The sequence below is a fragment of the Bordetella sp. 15P40C-2 genome (assembly GCF_009763235.1).
In the GTDB taxonomy this organism is placed as follows: Bacteria; Pseudomonadota; Gammaproteobacteria; order Burkholderiales; family Burkholderiaceae_B; genus Bordetella_A.
The window spans coordinates 77,372-100,874 of sequence record NZ_WSJA01000029.1; the positions used below are offsets into that span (position 1 = coordinate 77,372).

Here is a 23,503-nt window from a genome sequence, read left to right on the forward strand (position 1 = left end):
TTAACCAATGCGCGAGTTATACACAAGCTTGCTGATGTCCTTGCGTACTCTCACCCCATCGGCCTCGGGCGGAAATTGCAGCATCAGATTGCCTAGCGGGTCGATGACCCAGATAGGACCTGATAATGCTTGCGCGGCGGCGAGGGCGGAGGGATCGGCGGGAGAAACAGCTTGGGACAATGAAACAGAGCGTACAGGTGAATCGGCCGACGGGCTCGCCGGGCGGGGTGGTGCCTCTGCGGGCAGCAGAAAACGCGCCAGTTGTTCAGGCTTGGCCCGCAGCATGATCGTGCCCTGGTAGGCTTGCAAGACCTTCTCAGGCACCTGGCCGTCATCGGTGATGAACCAGACACGCGCCAGCCGGTCGACATTCTTGCCTTGGCTGGCATGCGAATTACGGGTGATGAACAACTGGCGGGCGCAGGATTCGGGACACGCGGCCTCGCCTGCGCTGACTAGCAGCCATTTGCCCTTCAAACTATTCAGGTCAAAGGGCGCGCCCTCTAGTGTAGTCAATTGCAGCGCATCTGGGCCCGGCATGGGGCGCTGCGGCTCGACCAGGGTGCCATAGTTACTGGACTGATCCGGCCACCATTGCGGGTTGCTATAGACGAGAAAAGCCGCCACGACGGGCGCAAGGCAACACAGCAATACCAATACCAGCGGCGTGAGCGATCGCTTCTTCGCGGGGCCGGTGAGATTCATTTGCGCCACGTGTATCTTCCTATGGGAGCCAGCATCGACAGAGTCGTTGATCGGGCGAAAGTTCCAAAATCCTGGGCGCCCTCATGGCCGCCGCCAGGTGCGCCAAGCCAGCACCAAGGCCGCGATCGCGGCAATTGCCGCGAATGAAAACCACTGCAGGGCATAGCCGCGATTCTGGTGATAGTCGACGGACGGCTGGGGCCAATCGCGCACCAGCGCGTCCTCGCCCTCGGTCTGCATCAGAACCACGGGCAGCAGCCGCAATCCCGTGGCCTTGGAGTAGTCGGCCAATTCCAGATTCTGCAACTGTGGGATGCCGTCCGCGGCAGGCAAGGTCGCCGGCAACTGACCCTGTTTGTCTGAGCCCAATGACCATAATTCAAACAAGCGCGGCACGTGGGGATACATCTCGCCCACGATGGTCTGGACGCCGTCTGGCGTCGGTGGCAGATCGGGAAGCTGACGCACGCCCGCATTCGCACCCAAGGTCCGAGGCAGCCATCCGCGCAGCACCAGCACCGCGACTTCATCGCGCCCGGCAAGCAGCATCGGCGTGGCGAGCCAGTAGCCGGGTTTGCCGTGCTGGTTACGGTTATCCAGCAAGATGGTGAATTGATTCAGCCATTGTCCCGCGACCCGCGCCGGCCGCCAGGCGGTAAGCTCCGTATCGGGCGTGCTTGCTCTAAGCACCACGGGCGCCTGCGCCCGGCCTGCCTCAATGCGCTCGGCCGTGGCCAGACGTTCGTCCGCGCGACGCAGCTGCCATGCCCCCAACGAAACACACAGCGCGACGACCAGGCCCAGCAGTACCAAAGTTAACAAGATACGCCGTACTGAATGAGCCATGTCTGCAATAATTCCGTTTTACCCCGGAGGCCAAAATGCGCATTGTTGTCGTCTTGGCATTCATCGGTATTCTGGCCAGTCTGGCGTCTGCGCTGTTTTACTTGATGAAGGATAAGGGCACCACCAATCGTACGGTCAACGCATTGACGGTACGCATCGGGTTATCGGTAGTCCTGTTTTTGTTTGTGCTGTTCGCCCACTACATGGGCTGGATAGAGAGTACCGGTTTTCGCTGATCACTGCCGGGCTGCGCCCGTCTGCGTGGCTGCGCCTGGCGCAGCCCGCGGAGTGTGCCCGTAGGCGCCACCCCGATGCCACGGTGACGCCCGTGTTCGCTTAGAACCAGTAGACAAACAAATACAGGCCCAGCCACACCACGTCCACGAAGTGCCAGTACCACGCCGCGCCCTCAAAGCCGAAGTGATGCTGAGGGGTGAAGTGGCCGCGCATCAGACGGATCATGATCACCGTCAGCATGGTCGCGCCAATGATCACGTGAAAGCCGTGAAAGCCAGTCAGCATGTAAAACAGCGACCCATACGCGCCAGAGCTGAATTTCAGGTTCAGGTCGTAAATAGCGTGACGGTACTCATACGCCTGGCACACCACGAAGATAAAACCAAGCGCCACCGTGGCGAACAACCAGAAGATCGCCTTGCGACGATGGTCCTCACGCAGCGCATGGTGCGCGATGGTCAGCGTGACACCCGAGGTCAGCAGCAACGCGGTATTGATGGTCGGCAGCCAGAACGGGCCCACGGTCTGGAACGGCTCGACCACCCCGGCCGGCCCGAAGTTCGGCCACGCCGCCTGAAAATCCGGCCACAGCATCAAGCGGTGATCCAGGTCACCCAGCCATGGCGTCGTGATCGTACGCACATACCAGAGCGCGCCGAAAAACGCCGCAAAGAACATGACCTCGGAAAAGATGAACCAGCTCATGCTCCATCGATACGACACATCGATGCGTCTGCTGTTCAGGCCGGTTTCCGATTCCTGTATCGCATCGCCAAACCAGTAATAGAGCGAGGTGATCAGACCCAGAAAGCCCACCAGCACGACCCACTTGCCCCAGCCGACCTGGTTAATCCAAGCCGCCGCGCCCAAGCCCATCGCCAACAGACAGACCGCTGTGCGCACGGGGTGCGCGGAATCCGCGGGTACGTAGTAGTAAGGCGCCTCTTTCACATGAACCGAGTGGCTTGCACTCATGGTCGTCTCCTTAGCTCAAACTCGCCACGGCCCATCGCACGATCGCGATTAGCACCAATACAAAAATCACGCCTGCCAAGATGCCCGCGATGATCAGATGCACGGGGTTAAGCTTGGCCGCATCCTCTTGATAACCCGACCCGCGACGCACGCCGAACATTCCCCACAACACGGCTTTGAGCGTTTGAAAAAAGCTCAGCTTGCGTCGCGAAGCATCACGGATGTCTTGGGTCATCGCAGCACCTATTTGGTAAACACCACGGAGCCGCGAAAGAACGTCCAGGCGAACAACGCCACCACCAGCGCCACCAAGATCAGCGCAACTTTCTTATTACGACGGCGTTGCTCCGGAGTCATGACTATCACCTCTTGTGCTTACTTCACCTCGGGCGGCGTCTCGAAGGTATGGAAGGGCGCCGGCGACGGCACCGTCCATTCCAGACCCTCGGCACCTTCCCACGGCTTGGCCGGCGCGATCGCACCCTTGCCGCGATAGCACTGCACCATGATGTAGAGGAAGAGCAACTGCGAGATGCCAAACCAGAACGCGCCAATCGTCGCGATCTGGTGGAAGGTCGTGAACTGCGCCGCATAATCCACATAACGGCGCGGCATGCCAGCCAGACCCAGAAAGTGCATCGGGAAGAAGGTCACGTTAAACGAAATCAGCGTCGACCAGAAATGCAGCTTGCCCAGCTTTTCGTTGTACATGCGGCCGGTCCACTTCGGCACCCAGTAATAGGCGCCCGCGAACAACGCGAAGAGCGAACCCGCCACCAGCACGTAGTGGAAGTGCGCCACCACGTAATAGGTATCGTGGACTTGAATATCGATAGGCGCCACCGACAGAATCAGGCCCGTGAAGCCGCCGATCGTGAACACGAAGATAAACCCGATCGAGAACAACATCGGCGTTTCGAACGTCATCGAACCGCGCCACATCGTGGCCACCCAGTTAAACACCTTCACCCCGGTGGGGATGGAGATCAGCATGGTGGCGTACATGAAATACAGCTGACCGGTGATCGGCATGCCGGTGGTGAACATGTGGTGCGCCCACACGATAAAGGACAGCACCGCGATGGCCGAGGTCGCATACACCATCGAGGCATAGCCGAACAACTTCTTGCGCGAGAACGCGGGCACGATGGCCGACACGATCCCGAACGCCGGCAAGATCATGATGTAAACCTCGGGGTGCCCGAAGAACCAGAACACGTGCTGATACAGCACGGGGTCGCCGCCCGCGGCGGCATTAAAGAACCCGGTGCCGAAATGGCGATCCGTCAGTAGCATCGTGATCGCCGCGGCCAGCACCGGCATCACCGCGATCAAGAGGAAAGCCGTGATCAACCACGTCCAGCAAAACAGCGGCATCTTCATCAACGTCATGCCCGGGGCACGCATGTTGAGGATCGTGACGATCACGTTGATCGCGCCCATGATGGACGAGGCGCCCATGATGTGCACCGCGAAGATGGCCAGATCCATGCCGGGACCCATCTGCGTGGACAGCGGCGCATATAAGGTCCAGCCTGCCGCCGTCGCGCCACCGGGCACGAAGAACGACGCCGTCAGCATGATGCCCGCCACTGGCAGCAACCAGAAGCTGAAGTTATTCATCCGCGCGAACGCCATATCCGAGGCGCCGATCTGCAGCGGAATCATCCAGTTCGCAAAGCCCACAAAGGCCGGCATGATCGCGCCGAACACCATGATGAGTCCGTGCATCGTGGTGAACTGGTTAAAGAGTTCCGGCTGAAAGAACTGAATACCCGGTTCGAACAATTCCGTGCGCAAGAGCAGGGCGAGCGTGCCACCCTCGAGCAACATGACGAACGAGAAGATGAGATACATCGTCCCGATGTCTTTGTGGTTGGTCGCAAACAGCCAACGTCGCCATCCTGTCGGAATGGCGTGGTGATGGTCATCGTGGTCATCGTGGCCGTGGCTGTGCCCGTGGCCCGGCGCGACGTGGTCTACAGTGACGCTGCTCATGATCGACTCCTTCCTACTCTTTGCCGGACTCGTGCGAGAGTCCGGTGATGTCTCGTAACGGGTTCTGCGCTTCAAGGACGGGCTAGCGATCAGCGCTTAGCGACCGAGTCCTTGGGCTGAACCACGGGGTCTTCGCCCTTGCCTGCGTTGCTCCAGGCGTTGCGGGTATAGGTGACGACAGCGGCGATTTCGACGTCATTCAACTGACCGCCGAACGCGGCCATCGCCGTTCCGGGCCGGCCGTGCAGCACGACATCGAGTTGTGCGTCTTTGGGACCTAAGACGGTTTTGTCGCCATCCAGGGCCGGAAAGGAGCCGGGTACGCCTTTACCGTTAGCCTGGTGACAGGCTACACAGTTGGCGGCGTAGACCTTTTCGCCTCGCGCGATGAGTTCTTCCGCGGTCCATTCCTTGTTGGGATCGTCCGCGTTGGCCGCCATTTTCTTTTTCTGCTCTTCGGCCCACGCGTCGAACTTATCTTGCGGCAGCACTTCGACCACGATAGGCATAAAGGCGTGATCCTTGCCGCACAGCTCCGCGCACTGACCGCGATAAATGCCGGGCTTCTCCGCGCGGAACCAGGTATCGCGCAAAAAGCCGGGGATCGCATCCTGCTTCACACCAAAGTCGGGGACCATCCACGAGTGAATCACGTCGGCGGCCGTCACCACGACACGAATCTTCTTGTCGACAGGCACGACCAGATGGTTATCGGTCTCCATCAGGTAATACAGACCCTTGGGCTCGCGATTCTCGATCTGCGCGCGAGGCGTCGACAGGGTAGCCAGGAACTTCACGCCACTCGCTGGTCCATCGAGGTACTCGTAGCCCCATTTCCATTGGTAGCCCGTGACCTTGACCGTCATGTCCGAGCTTGAAGTGTCCTTCATGGCAACCACCGTCCGCGTAGCGGGCAGGGCCATGGCAATCACGATAATGAAAGGGATAACCGTCCAGGCGACTTCAACGCCCAGATGCTCATGAAAAGTGGAGGCCTGGTGTCCGCGCGATTTGCGGTGCGCCCAGATCGAATAGAACATGACGCCAAAGACGCCAATGAAAATCAGGCCGCATATCGTCAGCAGCAGCCAGTGAAGCCACATCACATCCTGCGCGATCTGCGTCACGCCTTCGGGAAGGTTGAGCTGATCAACCTTGGGTCCGCCGGGCATATTTTCTACTTTCGCGCCGACGGCACAGCTAAACAGCAAACCACAAACGCTTAGTACCCCTCTCCACCACTTCTTCATGCTTACTCCGAAACATGTTGCGGGCTCTTCCGGGCCGGGATGCTGCAGCGGACGGAATGCTCGCAATTATTAAGACGGCAGGTGCGACTTGGACCCAGAGACGGCGGCCGGCCTGAATCCCTAACCTCGGAATTATAGCGGACGCCCCTTCCGGTGTTATCTCACGCTCCAGCATCATACACAACAACATCGATCCGGCGCGCGCCGGCGTTGGCCGTGTGCACTAAAATCCACCCATGTTATATGCCCCGATTGACAACGACGCCCATTGGTCCGCGCGCTACACGCGGTTAGCCGAGCGCGTACAAGAGCCGCCGCCAGAATTAGCGCGCCCGCTCTATATTGCCGACCATTGCTGTGGGTGGGCCACGCACGCCGCCTGCGATGCGCTCAGCCAGCTGGCTGGCGTACAAGTGCAACCCGATGCGCTGCGCATTGGAACAGGGCTGCCCGTGGGCGCCGAGCTGGACGCATTGCTCGCTCGGGTTGCACAGACGCTGCGCGAAGCCGACTGCCTGCGCGGCTGGCGTAATGAGCTCATGGATGTATTCGCCATGGACACCCGGCTCGGCATGATCGAACGCGCCGCCATGCGGCCCCTGGGTCTATTGACCCGCGCCGTGCATCTGAATGCCTGGACGCCGGACGGTAAATTGTGGGTCGCGCGTCGTGCGTTGAGTAAATCCACCGATCCCGGCATGTGGGACACGCTGGTTGGCGGTTTAGCCAGCAGTCAGGAAGATCTGGAACACGCACTATTGCGCGAATGCGCGGAAGAAGCCGGCCTCTCGCCCGACAGTCTCGCGGCCCGTACGCCGTTGCGCACGGTATTGCGCATGCACCGTCGCCTGCCGGAGGGTTATCAGGTCGAGGACATTCTCACCAGCACCTGCGTGTTGCCGGCCGGCACATGCCCGGTGAACCAGGATGGCGAGGTCATGGAAATTGAACAGATCAGCGTGGCCGAGGCTCTGCGTCGCATCGACGAGGGCGACTTCACGGTAGAAGCCGCGCTCGTCATCCTGGAAGACATCACCCGCCGCCACGCGCACGGCGAGATTTAAGCTAGCTGACGTTGGACGGGGCTGCCGGGCCGATGTCCGCGGGGGGATCGGCGGGCTTTTCGGACGGGGTGGTCGTACCGGTTTGCGAATACTGTTTCCAGACCTCGATCGCGCGCAGCCGCTGTTTGGCCACCAGCTGCACCCGTTCGCGCAAATCGGCATCGCGCGCAAGCAAGGCCTCGAAGTCGCGCAGGGACAGCATCAAGAGCTTGCTATATCCCAGTGAATGCACGTCCGGCGTGATCTGCTGTTCGCCCAGCAGCGCCAGTTCGCCAAAGAATTCGCCACTGCCTAGTTCGATCGTCGTGCCATCGGGCAAATGCACGGACACCGCACCCGAGGCGACAAAGCACATCTCCAGCCCGTGACGTCCGCGCGTGAGTACCGGTTGGTCCGGCAGCGCGAGGCGGGGTTTGAGCAACCGGCCGATCGCATGCAGGGAATCGGCGCTTAAACCTTCGAACAAAGGCACACGCTTGATGAGTTCGGCGGCGCTGAGCTCCATATCCAGCGGCGGGTGCTTGTCGATATGACGCCAGCGTCCTTTGAGCTGACTCATGAGATCCGCATAAACCTCGCCGCTGATGAGGAACTGCTCGAGCATGTCGTGATAGCGGATGCGTTCCAGCTCGCGCGCCGTGCGACCCAGGTAGCTTTCCTGCAGCCACAATGCGTAGGAGGGATATTGCAGATTCAGCGATTGCAAGGCATGGACAATCATGTCGAGGCGGCGCTGATGCACAGCCACGATTTGTTGGGCGGCCGCATCGCCGAGCAAGGGCGCGATCTGCTGCTGCGCGAAGATAATCAATCGCTGTGCCACGGACCGCTTGGTCAAGAGGCTCGCAAACCGTTTACCGAGCTCGTAGGCCAGCCATCCTTGAAAGCCAAACATGTAGTGCATGCGCAGCGCGATACGGAATGCGCGTGAATAGCGAACGTCGGCCGCCATGCCCTTTTCAAAACCTTCCAGGCCACCGTTACGCACCACGTCTTCTAATCGTTCCGATCGCGCCAATAGCGACTCGGCGAGACGCCAATCCACGATCTGCGCCTTCAGGATATCGAAGAACATTTCCTGCTCGCGCTGCGCGAGAATGACCAGCCCGACTTGGACCCGCTGCTCGTGCGACATCTGGCCCACTTGGCCATCGTGCACACTGGCCAGGCTGGCATCGAACACCGAGTGTATGCGGTCGCGGGCTTCCGGACTGATGTGGTCGGTGTCCGCGATTTCGTCGGCCTTGCCCTGCAGGTCCCCCAGCGCCACCATCAAGGCCTGATTGCGTATCGTGCGCTCGGCACTCGAGAGCTGATTGATCCCCAGCATTCGAATCAGCGGGCGCAACGTCATGCCGTTGATGAACAGCGTGGCCAGCACAAAGCCCGTGGTCACCACGGCAATAAAGTGTCTCTCGGCCTCGGGAACGGCGCTTTGCTCGGTCACGGCCAAGGCCAGCGCCAGCGACACGGCGCCGCGCAAGCCTCCCCAGGTCATGACGGTTTTGTATGGCGTGCTGACCTTGGTGCCAAAGGGCGTCAAACCCAGTAGTGGCAGCAGCCCGAATACGACCAACGCACGGGCGAACAGGGTCGCCACAAACACCACGACAATCAGCAGCAACTCTTGCGGGTCCGTGGCGGCCATGAGCTTGGGCACCAGCATCGCCGCGAAAATAAAGATCAGCGAGTTCGCCCAGAAGCCGAATTGTTCCCAGGAACTGGCCAGGTGCTCGAAGGTCACCGGCGACATGCGCGTGCGGCCGGTAGACCCCACGACCAGGCCCGCGATCACCGTGGCGACCACGCCCGACACGCCGAGATAATGCTCGGAAATAAAGAACGAGAGATAGGCGAGGGTCAGCGTCAGCGTGATTTCTGCTGTAGGAAAGCCGCGCAACCAGGCAAACAGAAAGCACGCAGCCCGGCCCATGACAAAGCCGGCCACGCCTCCCCCGATAAAGTGCGTGATGAAATCGGTAAACACGCCCCCGGCGCTCAAGGTGCCCGTACCGCCCAGGACGGCCAGCAGCACCGAGTACAACGCAATCGACGCCGCGTCGTTGAACAGGGCCTCGCCCTCGACCAATGTTGTCAGCCGCTTGGGCGCGCCCACCTCGCGGAAAATACCGACCACGGCCACCGGATCGGTGGTGGCCACGATGGCGCCAAGCAACAAACACGCGACCATCCCATACGACGACACGGCATTGACGGTCCAGCCGACCACCAGCGTACACACCACCACTGCCACGATCGCCATCATCAAAATAGGACCAATATCGTCCATCAGGCGACGCACGTTCATCGCCAGTGCCGTCTCGAACAGCAGCACGGGCAGAAACACCATCAGGAAAGTTTCGGACGAAATTTCGAACCGCTCGATGGTGTCGAACAGGTCGCCCAGCACCGGAGGCGCCCAGCCATGCAGGTGCAGGCCCACACCCAGCAAACACCCCACGATTGCCAGCAGGACGGAATAGGGCAGCTTGACGCGGCCCGCTAAGGGCGGCATGAAACAGACCAGCGTAAGCAGGCCCGCAAGTCCAAAAACAATGAATCCAATATCCATGGAGGAAGTGTCGAGACGCTGAGAGTTCAGCCAGGCTCACAGAATAGCGCTTTTTCGTCGCGATGCTTGCAGGCGTGCAGTGCCGGATTCAGCACGTTTGGTTACGCTGCTGCCGGAGAAACAACCCATTTCGGCGGCTTTTTCGGTAAGGTACTGAGCTTTAATAAACTGCATGGAGGCCCTTTGAAGGCTTCACATTCCAGCTCTGTCCGTGCCGAGGCGCCCAAGCTGTTGGTACAACTCACCGATTTGCACTTGATGGCCGAGCCGGAAAGCGAAATGTGCCATGTCAACACCGATGCCAGTCTGCGCGCGGTGATCGATCTGGTGCGCGCGAACGGGCATCGCCCGGACCTGGTGCTGGCCACCGGCGATCTGTCGCAAGATGGTTCGCCGTGTGCCTACGAACGTCTACAACACGTATTGACGGAAACGAACTGGCCCGTGCGTTGTCTACCCGGCAACCATGATGATCCCCTGGTGATGCGCGAGGTGCTGGGCCCCTGGACCGACCCCGTGGTCGATATCGGCGCTTGGCGCGTCGTGATGCTGGATTCCACGATCCCGGGCTCGAACGCGGGGTATCTGAGCGACGAACAGCTGGATTTATTGGAAACCGCGGCCGGCGATCAAGATCGTCATGTGCTTGTGGCCCTGCACCACAATCCTATCCAAGTCGCCAGCGGCTTTACCGACACGATGATGTTGGAAAACGCGTCTACGCTGTTTCAGCGCCTGGCCGCGCTGCCGCGCACGCGCGTGCTGCTGTGGGGTCATGTGCATCAGGCGCTGGATCGCCGACGCCATCATCTACGCTTGCTGGCGACGCCCTCGACCTGTTTTCAATTTACTGTGCGCGATGGCAAACATGCGATCGATCCGTCGCCGCCCGGCTACCGCTGGTTGAAGCTTTATCAGGATGGCTCGTTTGCCACGGGCGTGCGGCGTATCGGCGTGCCAGCGTGGCAGGCGGTGCAGACGAAATCACAGGCGGCGTGACGGACCCAAGGACCGCGCCGGCAAAAAAATAGGGCACCGATATGCGAGGTGCCCTGCAAGCATCCGTTTCTTAGGGGAGGGGAAGAGGAGAAGCCGAAACGGATGCAAGACTACATGTGCCGTGAACGGCGATTGTCGTCTACAGTGGTTAGTCACGTTTACGGCGATTTAGTTTCCCGATTGGGGCCTTTACGGGGCTGGAAATTGCATCAAAATGTAACCGACTCCGGTCCTGGGCGTGCCTTGGGAACACCGCAGTAAGCATAGGCCGTATGTAAACGACACGGCCCCCCGAGGTGGACATTCATCCACACCCAGGAGGCCGTTTTACGTGTACTGGCTTACCAGCCGGTAGAAATGGCGTCAGGCAGACAACGCGCCGCGCATCTTCTTCAGTGCCGCGGCTTCGATCTGGCGAATACGCTCGGCCGATACGCCGAACTCTTGGGCCAGATCCTGCAACGTGGCGCCGCCCTCGTCCTGCAGCCAGCGCGCCTCGATGATACGGCGCGCGCGCGGATCAAGCGCCTCCAACGCGTTGGCCAAGCCCGTGCCTTGTAGCTGATCGTATTCACGACGATCCAGCACGCGAGTGGGTTCGGCTTGCCCTTCGTCAGAGAGGTACGAAATGGGCGCGTAAGCGTCCTCGTCGTCATCCTGCTTTTCCAGCGACAGATCACGGCCGGACAGGCGGACTTCCATTTCGCTGACGTCTTCGCGGCGTACGTTCAGCGCTTGCGCGATATGGTCGACTTGCTCGCGATCGAGCGTTTGGCCATCGGGGCGCATGCTGCGCAGGTTAAAGAACAGCTTGCGCTGTGCTTTGGTGGTAGCGACCTTCACCATGCGCCAGTTGCGGATGATGAATTCGTGAATTTCGGCTTTGATCCAATGGACGGCGAACGACACCAGGCGTACACCACGCTCGGGATCGAAACGCTTGACGGCCTTCATCAGGCCGACGTTGCCTTCTTGGATTAGGTCGGCGTGCGGCAGGCCGTAGCCCAGATACTGACGGGCAACCGACACCACCAGGCGCAGGTGCGACAACACGAGTTCTCGAGCCGCCTCGAGATCGTCGTTATCGCGCAGGCGGCGACCTAATTCGGTTTCGCGTTCGGCCGTCAGGACCGGCAGACGGTTGACGGCGGAAATATAGGCCTCGATGGTGCCTAGCGAGCCCGGATTGGCAACGGCCAACGCCAGGGCGTTGCCAGTAAGGGCCAACGAGCTACCGGGTTGATTCATGGTTGCGTCCTCCAGGTGGGAATTGACAGCGGGATTCTTTGATATTAGCACTCTCTCCATGTGAGTGCTAATTGGACTGGCAGCCCGCGTAAAAGTTCAGACTGGTCTGAGATTTTGTGACGCTAGGACCGTATTCAGACTGGCAGCACCCTCTGTGCCTGGGCTACCAGCCACGCTGCTTCAACGCCTCGGCGGTCACCGTGTCGCCCGGGCGTATGACTACCGCCCCGCGCGGGTCCATATAGACCTGATAGCGCGCACCGTCGAACATCGGCATATAGGCGGCGCTACCGTATTGCACGTCGACAAAGGGCAGCCAGTTGGGGAACACCTGCCTGAGCACTGCTAGATCCGGCACCGGCCAGTCTGACAAATCGTGCACGCTACGCGGCGCCTCTTGTTCCTGCCGGATATCGGTGTAGCGCCCGGCCAGACGCTCGAATCGGTACAAGGGCGGCGCGCCCGCCAGCAGGGCGGGCAGGCGCCAGCGGATCACCTTGGCGTCGATCTGCCACTGGTCGCCCGTCAGGACATAGTCGCGGTCCGCGCTGCCCGAAAGCGCCGTGGTCACGACAAACGCTCCGGGCGCCTGCTCACGCATCGACACGCTGGCGACCGGCACGTCTGTGGTCAGCCGTAGAAACTGCACCAGCGTCAGCGCCAGGAAAGCCGACACGGCGGCGAGCAGAATCAGCAGGAGGCCGAACAGCCGCCGAACAGGGCGCAGGCGGAACATCCGCCGCCCTCGGGCATCGCGTGGACCGCCTCGGCCGAATAACAGCAGGCCGCCGGGGATCAGCACCACCAGGGCGACTAAGGCCATCCAGATAAAAGGAGCGAAACCGTTGATCACCGGGTCATCCATTCAGACACCGGGGCGGCCGCCCCGGCGCGTTGCGGGATATTCAATTCACAATAGCCCGCAAGCCGCCTCAACGCAAACCCAGTCGCTCGGCGTGAAACTGCAGATGGTCGGCCATGAAGGTCGAGATAAAGTAATAGCCGTGGTCGTAGTCCGCGTGGCGCCGCAGCGTCAGCGGCTGATTCGCCTGGCGGCAGGCATCCTCGAAGGCCTCGGGGTAAAGTTGCTCGGCCAAAAAGCCATCGGCCAGGCCTTGATCGATCAGAATCCCCTCCGGGAAGGGGCGCTGCGCCCGGGCCATGAGTTCGCTGGCGTCATAGGCCTTCCAGGCCTCGGTATCCGTGCCAAGATAGCCCTCGAATGCCTTTTTCCCCCAGGGGCAGCGCGTGGGTGCAGCGATGGGCGCGAAGGCCGAAACGGAGCGGAATTTATCTGGGTGCCGCAGGGCCAGCACCAGGGCGCCATGGCCGCCCATGGAATGGCCGAAGATCCCCGTACGCGCCGGGTCGCCAGGCAGCTGCCCGGTGGCGATGGCGTACAGCTCTTTGGTCACATAGCTTTCCATGCGGTAGTGCGGCCGCCAGGCGGACGTTGTCGCATCGAGATAAAAGCCCGCGCCGGTACCGAAATCCCAGTCCGCGTCCTCGCCCGGCACGCCCGCGCCACGCGGGCTCGTGTCGGGGGCGACCAGCATCATCCCCAATTCGGCGGCCAGCCGTTGCGCGCCGCCTTTGATCATGAAGGTTTCCTCGGTGCAGGTCAGGCCTGCCAGATAAAACAGCACGGGCACGGGGCCCCGTTCTGCGTGGGGCGGAAGGAAAACAGAGAATCGCATCGGCAGGCCGATTTCGCTCGAAGCATGCCGGTAAAAACGTTGCCAACCGCCGAAACAGCGGTGCTGGGAAATGAGTTCCAAGTCTGCCATGGCGTGTGATCCTATATGACTGGTTGCGTGACGCCCGATGTTAACCCGCGCGGTCGGGTCGGGCGCCCGCCCGCGGTGCCGCGTGACGCCCGTCGATATTGCCTCTCGACGGGTGTGGCACTATTTATATATAGTGATCTACACCACCGTTCTGTCCGGCTTCGCGGCCCTATCATGCTATGGCTCGACTGCCCCGTTTGTACGCCCCCGGCCTACCCCAGCTGATTCAGGCGAATTTTGTGCACCCTCTGGCGACGCCCTCGCAGCCGACGCCGCAGGAGGTGTTGAACCAATTGGCCACCTGGCTGGGGGAAGCCGCGCAACGCCATCGTGTCGCCGTTCATGGGTGGGTACTGGCGATCGACCGCATCCTGCTGCTGGCGACTCCCACTGACGAGGATGGCCTGCCGCGTCTGATGCAGACGCTGGGGCGGAATCTGGCGGCGCGCTTGCGCAGCGGTCGTGTGTTTGCGGGACGCTACCGATCCGCATTGCTGGAGCCAGGCGTGTGGGTATTGCCCGCGCTGGTATGGCTGGAAACCTACCCGGTACGTAGCGGCGCCTCGCCAGATGCCGAGGCCTGGCCCTGGTCTTCCGCCGGTAACCACACCGGCCACACGTTGGCGGCGACACCTGCGACGCAGTGGCAGTCGGACCACGCGGATTACTGGGCTTGCGGCAATACACCGTTTGACCGACAAGCAAATTACCGTCGCCGGCTGCATGACGGACTGTCGCGCGAGCAAAGCCAGCGGATCGACCAGGCCGTGATGGGCCAATGGGCGCTCGGCGGCCCTGAGTTCATCGCCAACCTCGCCCATACAGCCAGCCGGCGCGTATCTCCCGGGCAGCGTGGCAGACCCCGTAAGAAGCCGGTAGACGCGGCGCAATAGCTGCTCACTTTGACAATTTTCCGGTCTCCCGTGGAAGGCCGGGGCTAGTGTCTGCGCGAACGTGCAGTGCAGCACCGATGTCGCCAGAGCCGTGTCTGCCTGCCGATCTGTTGAAAATCACCAAATTAAAACGGGGACGCATTGTACTATTTCTGTGCAAACACGACGCCTGTCTCTACCCTGTGGATAATCCACCTTTTACAAGCACTTGATTTATAGAGAGTTTTTATATGTCCCTAATTTTATTTAGCACTTTAATGAACTATATAAATAAGGGACATACCATCAAATTTTAGTTGCACGCAACGCCATAGCGCAGTATCGTCGGGACCTTGCACTGCAACATCCCACGCAGACCCTCTGCGGAGCGCGCTATGTCATTGACTTCAAGAAACTCTTCCTGTCGCCCCGAAGCGACGCCTATCGATGCGACCCGCATCGGTCTGCCGCCTGCCCAAGGCCTGTACAACCCCAAGAATGAGCATGACGCCTGTGGTGTCGGTTTTGTCGCGCATATCAAGGGGCGCAAGAGCCACGCGATCATCCAGCAAGGTCTGAAGATCCTGGAGAACCTGGATCACCGGGGTGCCGTGGGCGCTGACAAGTTGATGGGCGATGGCGCGGGCATTCTGATTCAGATCCCCGATGCGCTCTATCGCGACGACATGAGCCAGCGCGGCATCACGCTGCCGCCTCCGGGCGAGTACGGCGTGGCCATGGTCTTCCTGCCCAAGGAAACCGCCTCGCGTCTGGCATGCGAGCAAGAACTGGAACGCGCGGTCCGTGCCGAAGGTCAGACCGTACTGGGCTGGCGCGATGTGCCGGTGGATGTCGAGATGCCCATGTCGCCCACCGTGCGCTCGGTCGAGCCGGTGATCCGTCAGCTGTTCATCGGCCGCGGCGCCGACGTCATGGTGCCGGATGCCCTGGAACGCAAGCTGTACGTGATCCGCAAGACGGCCAGCCACGCCATCCAAGGCATGCGCCTGGCGCACGGCAAGGAATATTTCGTACCGTCGGCATCGGTGCGCACGGTGGTCTATAAGGGCCTGCTGCTGGCTGACCAGGTCGGCCGCTACTACCGCGATCTGGCCGACCCGCGCGCGGTGTCGGCGCTGGCGCTGGTGCACCAACGCTTCTCGACCAACACGTTCCCGGCCTGGCCGCTGGCTCACCCGTATCGCATGATCGCCCACAATGGCGAAATCAATACGGTCAAGGGCAACTTCAACTGGCTGCGCGCGCGCGAAGGCATGATGCAGTCGGCCGTGTTGGGCGACGACCTGAAAAAGCTGTACCCCATTGTCTACGAAGGCCAATCGGATACGGCCACGTTCGACAACTGCCTGGAACTGCTGGTGAACTCCGGCTATCCGCTGTCGCACGCGATGATGATGATGATCCCGGAAGCCTGGGAGCAAAACACGCAGATGGACGCAAGCCGCCGCGCGTTCTACGAGTACCACGCCGCGATGATGGAGCCGTGGGACGGCCCGGCCGCCGTGGCCTTTACCGATGGCCGTCAGATCGGCGCCACGCTGGACCGCAACGGTCTGCGTCCCGCGCGCTATCTGATCACGGACGACGACATGGTCATCATGGCGTCCGAAGCCGGCACGCTGCCCATCCCCGAGCACCGCATCGTCAAGAAATGGCGTCTGCAGCCGGGCAAGATGTTCCTGATCGATCTGGAACAAGGCCGCATCATCGACGATACGGAAATCAAGCTGCAGCTGGCTAACAGCCGCCCGTACCGTCAGTGGATTCAACGCCTGCAACTGAAGCTGGAATCGCTGCCCGCGCCGCGTCAGGCCGCCCAGGCGCCCGAGTCGTCGGTGTCGTTGCTGGATCGCCAGCAGGCGTTTGGCTGGACGCAGGAAGACTACAAGTTCATCCTCGAACCGATGGCCACCCTCGGCGAGGAAGTGGTCGGCTCGATGGGTAACGATGCGCCGCTGGCGGTGCTGTCGAACCGCGCCAAGCCTTTCTATAACTATTTCCGTCAGTTGTTCGCGCAAGTCACCAACCCGCCGATCGATCCGATCCGCGAACAGATGGTGATGTCGCTGGTGTCCTTTATCGGTCCGAAGCCGAACCTGCTGGACATCAACAACGTCAACCCGCCGCTGCGTCTGGAAGTGTCTCAGCCGGTGCTGGATTTCGCCGCGATGGCGCAGATCCGTGACATCGAGCAGGTCACGGGCAAGAAATTCCGCAGCTATGAACTGGACATCACGTATCCGGTGGCTTGGGGTGCCGAAGGCATCGAAGCCCGCGTGGCAGCGCTGTGCGCGCGTGCCGTGGATGCGGTGCAAAGCGGCTACAACATCCTGATCGTGTCCGATCGTCTGGTCGATAGCGAACGCGTGGCGATCCCAGCACTGCTGGCGACCTCCGCCGTGCATCAACACCTGATCCGTACCGGTCTGCGCACCGCAACGGGCCTGGTGGTGGAAACCGGTTCGGCACGCGAAGTGCACCATTTCGCGTTGCTGGGCGGTTATGGCGCGGAAGCCATCCACCCCTACCTGGCGTTGGAATCGCTGGGTCGCCTGGCCGATCCGGAAAAGGCGGTCAAGAACTACATCAAGGCGGTGGGCAAGGGCTTGAACAAGGTCATGTCCAAGATGGGCATCTCGACCTACATGTCCTACACCGGCGCGCAGATTTTCGAAGCCGTGGGTCTGCAACGCAATCTGGTTGATCAGTACTTCACCGGTACGGCATCGACCATCGAAGGCATCGGCATTTTCGAAGTCGCCGAAGAAGCCTTGCGTCAGCATCGCGCGGCCTTCAGCGCCGACCCGGTGCTGGCCAACGATCTGGATGCCGGTGGCGACTACGCCTACCGTGTGCGTGGCGAAGAGCATATGTGGACGCCCGATTCCATCGCCAAGCTGCAGCATGCTTCGCGCGCCAACAACTATCGCACGTACAAGGAGTACGCGCAGATCATCAACGATCAGACGCGTCGCCACATGACGCTGCGCGGTCTGTTCTCGTTCCGCTTCGATCCGACGCGCGCGATTCCGCTGGATGAGGTCGAACCGGCCAAGGAAATCGTCAAGCGTTTTGCGACCGGCGCGATGTCGCTGGGGTCGATCTCGACCGAGGCGCACTCGGTGTTGGCCGTGGCGATGAACCGCATCGGCGGCAAGTCGAATACCGGCGAAGGCGGCGAAGACGAACTGCGCTACCGCGCCGAACTGCGCGAAGGCAAGAGCAACGTCAAGGACGGCGATACGCTGGCCTCGATCTTGGGCGGTGATCGTATTGAAGCCGATGTGCCGCTGAAGGCCGGCGACTCGCTGCGTTCGCGCATCAAGCAGGTGGCCTCGGGTCGCTTTGGCGTCTCGGCCGAATACCTGAGCAGCGCCGATCAGATCCAGATCAAGATGGCGCAAGGCGCCAAGCCCGGCGAAGGCGGTCAGCTGCCGGGCCACAAGGTCACCGACTACATCGCCAAGCTGCGTTATTCCGTGCCGGGCGTGGGTCTGATCTCGCCCCCGCCGCACCACGACATCTACTCGATCGAGGACTTGGCTCAGCTGATTCACGATCTGAAGAACGTCAATAACCGTGCCTCGATTTCGGTCAAGCTGGTGTCCGAAGTCGGCGTGGGTACCGTGGCGGCAGGTGTCGCCAAGGCCAAGGCCGATCACGTCGTGATCGCCGGTCATGACGGCGGCACTGGTGCATCGCCCGTGTCCTCGATAAAGCACGTGGGTACGCCGTGGGAACTGGGTCTGGCCGAAACGCAGCAAACGCTGGTGCTCAACCGCCTGCGCAGCCGTATCCGTGTGCAGGCCGACGGTCAGATGAAGACCGGCCGCGATGTGGTGATCGCCGCATTGCTGGGCGCCGATGAATTCGGCTTCGCGACCGCGCCGCTGGTCGTCGAAGGCTGCATCATGATGCGCAAGTGCCATCTGAATACCTGCCCGGTGGGCGTGGCCACGCAAGATCCGGTGCTGCGTCGCAAGTTCCAGGGCAAGCCCGAGCATGTGGTGAACTTCTTCTTCTTTATCGCGGAAGAAGTGCGCGAAATCATGGCTCAGCTGGGCATTCGCAAGTTCGACGAACTGGTGGGTCGCGCCGATCTGCTCGATACGCGTGCCGGCATCGAACACTGGAAGGCGCAAGGTCTGGATTTCAGCCGCGTGTTCCATCAGCCGCAGATCGACACCGAGAAGCGTCATACCGAGATCCAGGATCATGGTCTCGAACACGCGCTGGATCACTTGTTGATCGAGCGCAGCAAGCCCGCGCTGGAACGTGGCGAGAAGGTCTCGTTCATCACGCCCGTGCGTAACCGCAACCGCACCATTGGCGCCATGCTATCGGGCGCGGTGGCATCGCGCTATGGTCACGAAGGTCTGCCGGACGACACGATCCATATCCAGTGCAACGGCACCGCCGGTCAAAGCTTTGGCGCGTTCCTCGCGCACGGCATCACGCTGGATCTGGTGGGCGAGGGTAACGACTACGTGGGTAAAGGCTTGTCGGGCGGCCGCATCATCGTGCGTTCGCCCAACGACTTCCGCGGCTTTGGCCCCGACCACATCATCGTGGGCAACACGGTGCTGTACGGCGCGTTGGCTGGCGAGGCGTTCTTTAACGGCGTGGCCGGCGAGCGTTTCGCGGTGCGTAACTCGGGTGCCGCCACCGTCGTGGAAGGCACGGGTGATCACGGCTGCGAATACATGACCGGCGGCACGGTGGTGGTGCTGGGCGACACGGGCCGCAACTTCGCTGCCGGTATGTCGGGCGGTGTGGCCTATGTCTGGGATCCGGATCGCAGCTTCAAGCATCGCTGCAACATGGCGATGGTGGAACTCGAACCCGTGCTGTCGCACGAGGAGCAAGAGTCGGCAGACGATCGTTCCGGCTGGCATAGCGCGCAACGCGGTGGCGAACGCGCGACCGACGAAGCGATCCTGCGCAAGCTGATCGAGGACCATTTCCGCTACACCGGCAGCTTCCGCGCCCGCGAGATTCTGGGCGACTGGCAAGCCGCGCGCGGCAAGTTCATCAAAGTGATGCCGACGGAATACCGTCGCGCTCTGGGCGAAATGTGGCGTGCAGCCAACCCCGAACAATTGGCTGCATAAGGGCCGAAGGATTAACCATGGGAAAGATAACGGGCTTTATGGAATATCAACGGCTGCACGAAGCCGTTGAAGCACCGCAAAAGCGTCTGAAGAACTGGCGCGAATTTGTGATGCGCCTGGACGATGGCTCGGCCAAGATTCAGGCCGCGCGCTGCATGGATTGCGGCATCCCGTTCTGTCATAACGGATGCCCGGTCAACAACCTCATTCCTGACTGGAATGATCTGGTCTACAACCAGGACTGGCGCCGCGCGATCGACTCGCTGCACTCGACCAATAACTTCCCGGAGTTCACCGGACGCATCTGTCCGGCGCCCTGTGAAGCCGCCTGCACGTTGAATATCAACAATGACGCGGTAGGCATCAAGTCGATCGAGCACGCCATCATCGACAAGGCCTGGGAAGAAGGCTGGGTCGTGCCGCAGGTGCCGGCTCGCAAGACCGGCAAGAAAGTCGCGGTCGTGGGCTCGGGCCCGTCGGGGCTGGCTTGTGCGCAGCAGCTGGCGCGCGTGGGGCACTCGGTGACGGTCTTCGAAAAGAGCGACCGTATCGGCGGACTGCTGCGCTACGGCATCCCTGACTTCAAGCTGGAGAAGTCACAGATCGATCGCCGTATCGCCCAGATGGAAGCCGAGGGCGTGGAGTTTGCCCCGTCGACCTACATCGGCAATCAGGATGATCCGGTGGCTGATGGCTTGACGGTGCGCACGCCGCAATCGCTGCTGGAAGAGTTTGACGCCGTCGTGATGACGGGCGGCTCGGAAACGCCACGCGATCTGCCCGTGCCGGGCCGCGAGCTCGATGGCGTTTATTTCGCGATGGATTTCCTGCGTCAGCAGAACAAAGCCGTCGCGGGCGATCGCCTGACCAAGCAGACGCTGGCCAAGGGCAAGCACGTGGTCGTGATCGGCGGCGGCGATACCGGCTCGGACTGCGTGGGCACCAGCAACCGCCATGGCGCGCTGTCGGTTACGCAATTCGAACTGATGCCGCAGCCCCCGGAAAGCGAGAACAAACCGCTGGTGTGGCCGTACTGGCCGCTGAAGCTGCGCACCTCGTCCTCGCACGAAGAAGGCTGCGAGCGCGACTGGGCGGTGACGACCAAGGCGCTGGTGGGCAGCAATGGCAAGGTCGAGAAACTGGTCGGCGCGCGCGTCGAGTGGTTCACCGACGAAGCCACGGGCCAGATGAAGATGCGCGAGATCGAAGGCTCGGAGTTCGAGATCAAAGCCGACCTGGTGCTGTTGGCCATGGGCTTTGTCGCGCCGGTGCAAAATGTCCTGGACGCCTTCGGCGTGGATCGTGACGCACGCGGCAATGTGCGCGCCAATACCGAGGACTATCGCACCAGCGTGGACAAGGTGTTCGCGGCGGGCGATATGCGCCGCGGTCAGTCGCTGGTGGTGTGGGCGATCCGCGAGGGACGCCAGTGCGCCCGCTCGGTGGATGCGTACTTGATGGGAGATAGCGACCTGCCCCGATAAGCATCGAGGCAGACGCTTCAGGCGGCGGCCAGTTCCTGCGGGAGCTGGCCGTTTGCTTTGATCGCGCCGGGTAAACCGCCGTGTTCCTGATAGAACGCGATGACGGCCAGCGCCAGCGCATCGATGGAGTCGGTCACCACCACGCCCAGGCCCGAACGCAAGGCATGCGGAATCGCCAGGGGCAGTTCCGTGCATCCCAGCACCACTGCCTGCGCGCCACGCGCGCGCAGCCGTTGCACGCAGTCGAGCGCGGGTTCGAGCGAGGCTTCCCGCTGATTGGCCTTGACCGCCCGGATCGACGCCATGCAGAGCGATTCCACTTCGTCATCGGCGGGCAGAATGCACTCGTAGCCATAGCGCTCCAGCGTGCGCTGATACAGGCCTAGCGCTAAGGTGGCGGCCGTGCCCATCAAACCAATACGCCCGCTCGTCAGACCCTGACGGCGCAGATCTGCAACGACAGCCTCGATGATGTGCAAGACCGGGCAATTCGCTGCCTGGGCGAGTTCGTCGTACCAGAGGTGCGCCGTATTGCACGGGATCGCGATCAAGTCTGCGCCAGAGTCATTCAAGAACTCGATGCCCGCGCGCATATAGGGCAGGGGATCTTCGCCCCCGGCCACGCGCGCCATACTGCGATCCGGAATACGCGGATCGTTCAGCAACAGCGTGGGGATATGTTCCTGATCGCGGCCGACTGGCGTCAGCGCGGCCAGACGCAACGCGAATGCGGCACCGGCCATCGGCCCCATGCCGCCTAATACGCCCAACATACGAGTGTGCTCCTATGCATGCACCCGCCTCGCACAGCGAGGCGGTTATCGAAAATGGGTTGAAGAAATCGCAGTGATGGGCAAACGCGTCGCCGGCTTTCAGGCGGACGCCCGGGGACGTAGAACTTGTCCCGGCGTCTCGCCGCTGGCTTGGCGACCATCCCAGACGGGACGCCCGTTGACCCACACGCGGTCGATGCCCTCGCTGATCTGCACGGGCTTTTCGAAAGTCGCCAGATCGTTCACGCGCTCGGGATTGAGCAGTACGAGGTCGGCATGATACCCCTCGCGCAACAGGCCGCGCTCGGCCAGGCCATACTGCTGCGCGGCCAGACCCGTCATGCGATGAATCGCGGCAGCCAGGGTCAGCACGCCCTCTTCACGCACCAGGCGACGCAGCACCTGCGGGAACGTGCCCCATTGGCGCGGATGCGGGTGCGGATCAAACGGCAGTCCGTCAGAGCCCACCATGGTGAGCGGGTGTTCGAAGATGCGACGCACATCTTGCGGGTCCATCAGGAAATAGATCGCGCCGGCGGGCGCCAGACGCGCCAGCATGGCTTCGTCATCCAGGCCAAGTTCGGCTTTTACATCGGCATAATCGCGCCCGGTGGCGGCGGGATAGCCCTTGGACCAGGTAATCATCGTACGGCTCGCGATACGCACGCGATCCAGACGCAGCATGGTCGAAGTCGCCGGATAGGGATGGCAATCCAAGCACACCGGCTGACTTTTAGCGGCGGCCGTGATCATGTCCAAAGTCTCGCGGCTGCGACCATGATTCTTGCTGCCCGCCAGTTTGTGATGCGAGAACACCACGCGCGCATTGACCGCGCGTCCGATGGTGAGCGCTTCTTCCATTGCCGGGACGATGTGATCGGCTTCGTCACGCAAATGCGTGGCGTAGATCGCCTCGCGGCCAGACAGCGCCGCGCACACATCGATGATTTCATCGGTGGGTGCGGCGGCGGCCGGCGGATAAAACGTGCCGGTCGACACCCCGAACGCACCGGCTTGCATCGCAGCGTCCAACAGTTCGCGCATGGCCTGCCGTTCGTCCGCCGTGGCGGCGCGCCCGACGTCCTCGCCCATGACCGCGACGCGCAACGTGGTGTGCCCCACCAGCGGGATCACATTGGTCGCGGCCGGCGTCTCGCGCAAGGCGTCGAGCCATTGCGCAAACGTGGCAAAGCGGAACAGCTCGGCCGGGCCCAGCAGATCCAACGGTTGCGGGACGGCCTCGCAGGACAGCGGGGCGAGGCTGATGCCGCAATTGCCGGTGACCACGCTGGTGACGCCTTGCGATACCTTGGGCGTCATGTCCGGATGCGCGAGCAAATAGCCATCATCATGCGTATGCGAGTCGATAAACCCCGGGGCCAGTACGCGGCCCCCGGCGTCGAGCACCGGCACATCGGGCGGGCAATCAAAGTTGCCCACCGCCGCAATACGGTCGCCGAGAATCGCGACGTGGCCGTGCACCGGGTCGGCGCCGCTGCCGTCAACCAGCAGCGCATTGGTAATGATCAGATCAGCTTGCATGAATGATGGCGACGCTCTT

The 23,503-nt window shown here is 61.6% G+C and carries 19 protein-coding genes; 6 read left to right on the forward strand and 13 right to left on the reverse strand.

Features of this window, described 5'->3' with window-relative positions; genetic code table 11:
* On the reverse strand, window positions 1-705 hold the full coding sequence (locus tag GOQ25_RS13865; RefSeq protein ID WP_160351070.1) for a hypothetical protein: 705 nt from the start codon (window positions 703-705) through the stop codon (window positions 1-3).
* Between the two features lie 81 nt (window positions 706-786).
* The gene (locus GOQ25_RS13870; RefSeq protein ID WP_160351071.1) at window positions 787-1,551 is read right to left on the reverse strand and encodes an SURF1 family protein; all 765 of its coding nucleotides are present in this window, start codon (window positions 1,549-1,551) and stop codon (window positions 787-789) included.
* A gap of 35 nt (window positions 1,552-1,586) precedes the next feature.
* Between GOQ25_RS13870 and GOQ25_RS13875 the strand changes: the two genes are divergently transcribed.
* Window positions 1,587-1,787: a twin transmembrane helix small protein gene (locus tag GOQ25_RS13875; RefSeq protein WP_160351072.1), complete on the forward strand. Its 201-nt coding sequence runs from the start codon at window positions 1,587-1,589 to the stop codon at window positions 1,785-1,787.
* A gap of 100 nt (window positions 1,788-1,887) precedes the next feature.
* On the opposite strand, the gene GOQ25_RS13880 is transcribed toward GOQ25_RS13875, so the two are convergent.
* From GOQ25_RS13880 to coxB, 5 genes are all read right to left on the reverse strand, one after another.
* Entirely contained in the window at window positions 1,888-2,763 is an 876-nt protein-coding gene (locus GOQ25_RS13880) for a cytochrome c oxidase subunit 3 (RefSeq protein ID WP_160351073.1), read from the reverse strand.
* Between the two features lie 10 nt (window positions 2,764-2,773).
* Window positions 2,774-2,998 (reverse strand): DUF2970 domain-containing protein, encoded by a 225-nt coding sequence (locus GOQ25_RS13885; RefSeq protein WP_160351074.1) that lies wholly within the window; start codon window positions 2,996-2,998, stop codon window positions 2,774-2,776.
* An 8-nt stretch (window positions 2,999-3,006) separates the two neighbouring features.
* Window positions 3,007-3,120 carry a cytochrome oxidase small assembly protein gene (locus tag GOQ25_RS19550; protein WP_236844245.1) on the reverse strand — a complete coding sequence of 38 codons (114 nt, stop codon included), beginning with the start codon at window positions 3,118-3,120 and terminating at the stop codon, window positions 3,007-3,009.
* An 18-nt stretch (window positions 3,121-3,138) separates the two neighbouring features.
* On the reverse strand, window positions 3,139-4,761 hold the full coding sequence (ctaD, locus tag GOQ25_RS13890) for a cytochrome c oxidase subunit I (RefSeq protein WP_160351075.1): 1,623 nt from the start codon (window positions 4,759-4,761) through the stop codon (window positions 3,139-3,141).
* Window positions 4,762-4,850: 89 nt separating this feature from the next.
* Window positions 4,851-6,011 carry a cytochrome c oxidase subunit II gene (gene coxB / locus GOQ25_RS13895; protein ID WP_160351076.1) on the reverse strand — a complete coding sequence of 387 codons (1,161 nt, stop codon included), beginning with the start codon at window positions 6,009-6,011 and terminating at the stop codon, window positions 4,851-4,853.
* A gap of 236 nt (window positions 6,012-6,247) precedes the next feature.
* Here coxB and GOQ25_RS13900 point away from each other — a divergent pair, with 236 nt between their 5' ends.
* Window positions 6,248-7,075 (forward strand): NUDIX hydrolase family protein, encoded by an 828-nt coding sequence (locus GOQ25_RS13900; protein ID WP_160351077.1) that lies wholly within the window; start codon window positions 6,248-6,250, stop codon window positions 7,073-7,075.
* A gap of 1 nt (window position 7,076) precedes the next feature.
* Here GOQ25_RS13900 and GOQ25_RS13905 read toward each other — a convergent pair whose 3' ends face one another.
* Window positions 7,077-9,647, reverse strand: coding sequence for a cation:proton antiporter (locus tag GOQ25_RS13905; protein ID WP_160351078.1), 2,571 nt, complete (start codon window positions 9,645-9,647; stop codon window positions 7,077-7,079).
* Between the two features lie 183 nt (window positions 9,648-9,830).
* Here GOQ25_RS13905 and GOQ25_RS13910 point away from each other — a divergent pair, with 183 nt between their 5' ends.
* Window positions 9,831-10,646 (forward strand): phosphodiesterase, encoded by an 816-nt coding sequence (locus GOQ25_RS13910; protein ID WP_160351079.1) that lies wholly within the window; start codon window positions 9,831-9,833, stop codon window positions 10,644-10,646.
* Window positions 10,647-11,009: 363 nt separating this feature from the next.
* Here the strand turns inward: GOQ25_RS13910 and rpoH are convergent, their stop codons facing one another.
* From rpoH to fghA, 3 genes are all read right to left on the reverse strand, one after another.
* Window positions 11,010-11,894: an RNA polymerase sigma factor RpoH gene (gene rpoH / locus GOQ25_RS13915; protein WP_160351080.1), complete on the reverse strand. Its 885-nt coding sequence runs from the start codon at window positions 11,892-11,894 to the stop codon at window positions 11,010-11,012.
* A 163-nt stretch (window positions 11,895-12,057) separates the two neighbouring features.
* Window positions 12,058-12,747, reverse strand: a complete 690-nt coding sequence (locus tag GOQ25_RS13920; RefSeq protein WP_160351126.1) for a hypothetical protein — start codon at window positions 12,745-12,747, stop codon at window positions 12,058-12,060.
* Between the two features lie 79 nt (window positions 12,748-12,826).
* Complete coding sequence (gene fghA, locus GOQ25_RS13925) at window positions 12,827-13,681, reverse strand: S-formylglutathione hydrolase (RefSeq protein ID WP_202109470.1); 855 nt, start codon at window positions 13,679-13,681, stop codon at window positions 12,827-12,829.
* Between the two features lie 179 nt (window positions 13,682-13,860).
* Here fghA and GOQ25_RS13930 point away from each other — a divergent pair, with 179 nt between their 5' ends.
* From GOQ25_RS13930 to GOQ25_RS13940, 3 genes are all read left to right on the forward strand, one after another.
* A complete protein-coding gene (locus GOQ25_RS13930) occupies window positions 13,861-14,574 on the forward strand; it encodes a hypothetical protein (RefSeq protein WP_160351081.1) in 714 nt (237 codons plus the stop codon).
* Between the two features lie 374 nt (window positions 14,575-14,948).
* Window positions 14,949-19,685 carry a glutamate synthase-related protein gene (locus GOQ25_RS13935; RefSeq protein WP_160351082.1) on the forward strand — a complete coding sequence of 1,579 codons (4,737 nt, stop codon included), beginning with the start codon at window positions 14,949-14,951 and terminating at the stop codon, window positions 19,683-19,685.
* A gap of 17 nt (window positions 19,686-19,702) precedes the next feature.
* Entirely contained in the window at window positions 19,703-21,169 is a 1,467-nt protein-coding gene (locus GOQ25_RS13940) for a glutamate synthase subunit beta (protein ID WP_160351083.1), read from the forward strand.
* A 17-nt stretch (window positions 21,170-21,186) separates the two neighbouring features.
* On the opposite strand, the gene GOQ25_RS13945 is transcribed toward GOQ25_RS13940, so the two are convergent.
* Window positions 21,187-21,942 (reverse strand): aspartate/glutamate racemase family protein, encoded by a 756-nt coding sequence (locus GOQ25_RS13945; RefSeq protein WP_160351084.1) that lies wholly within the window; start codon window positions 21,940-21,942, stop codon window positions 21,187-21,189.
* Window positions 21,943-22,041: 99 nt separating this feature from the next.
* Window positions 22,042-23,484: an amidohydrolase family protein gene (locus GOQ25_RS13950; protein ID WP_160351085.1), complete on the reverse strand. Its 1,443-nt coding sequence runs from the start codon at window positions 23,482-23,484 to the stop codon at window positions 22,042-22,044.
* Window positions 23,485-23,503 lie beyond the last annotated feature (19 nt).

Coding starts and splice junctions, on each gene's coding strand:
- GOQ25_RS13945 (WP_160351084.1), bottom strand. CDS start 21,942: ATGTTGGGCGTATTAGGCGGCATGGGGCCGATGGCCGGTGCCGCATTC.
- GOQ25_RS13885 (WP_160351074.1), bottom strand. CDS start 2,998: ATGACCCAAGACATCCGTGATGCTTCGCGACGCAAGCTGAGCTTTTTT.
- GOQ25_RS13900 (WP_160351077.1), top strand. CDS start 6,248: ATGTTATATGCCCCGATTGACAACGACGCCCATTGGTCCGCGCGCTAC.
- GOQ25_RS13950 (WP_160351085.1), bottom strand. CDS start 23,484: ATGCAAGCTGATCTGATCATTACCAATGCGCTGCTGGTTGACGGCAGC.
- coxB (WP_160351076.1), bottom strand. CDS start 6,011: ATGAAGAAGTGGTGGAGAGGGGTACTAAGCGTTTGTGGTTTGCTGTTT.
- GOQ25_RS13905 (WP_160351078.1), bottom strand. CDS start 9,647: ATGGATATTGGATTCATTGTTTTTGGACTTGCGGGCCTGCTTACGCTG.
- rpoH (WP_160351080.1), bottom strand. CDS start 11,894: ATGAATCAACCCGGTAGCTCGTTGGCCCTTACTGGCAACGCCCTGGCG.
- GOQ25_RS13930 (WP_160351081.1), top strand. CDS start 13,861: ATGGCTCGACTGCCCCGTTTGTACGCCCCCGGCCTACCCCAGCTGATT.
- GOQ25_RS13875 (WP_160351072.1), top strand. CDS start 1,587: ATGCGCATTGTTGTCGTCTTGGCATTCATCGGTATTCTGGCCAGTCTG.
- fghA (WP_202109470.1), bottom strand. CDS start 13,681: ATGGCAGACTTGGAACTCATTTCCCAGCACCGCTGTTTCGGCGGTTGG.
- GOQ25_RS13865 (WP_160351070.1), bottom strand. CDS start 705: ATGAATCTCACCGGCCCCGCGAAGAAGCGATCGCTCACGCCGCTGGTA.
- GOQ25_RS13870 (WP_160351071.1), bottom strand. CDS start 1,551: ATGGCTCATTCAGTACGGCGTATCTTGTTAACTTTGGTACTGCTGGGC.
- GOQ25_RS13940 (WP_160351083.1), top strand. CDS start 19,703: ATGGGAAAGATAACGGGCTTTATGGAATATCAACGGCTGCACGAAGCC.
- GOQ25_RS13935 (WP_160351082.1), top strand. CDS start 14,949: ATGTCATTGACTTCAAGAAACTCTTCCTGTCGCCCCGAAGCGACGCCT.
- GOQ25_RS13880 (WP_160351073.1), bottom strand. CDS start 2,763: ATGAGTGCAAGCCACTCGGTTCATGTGAAAGAGGCGCCTTACTACTAC.
- GOQ25_RS19550 (WP_236844245.1), bottom strand. CDS start 3,120: ATGACTCCGGAGCAACGCCGTCGTAATAAGAAAGTTGCGCTGATCTTG.
- ctaD (WP_160351075.1), bottom strand. CDS start 4,761: ATGAGCAGCGTCACTGTAGACCACGTCGCGCCGGGCCACGGGCACAGC.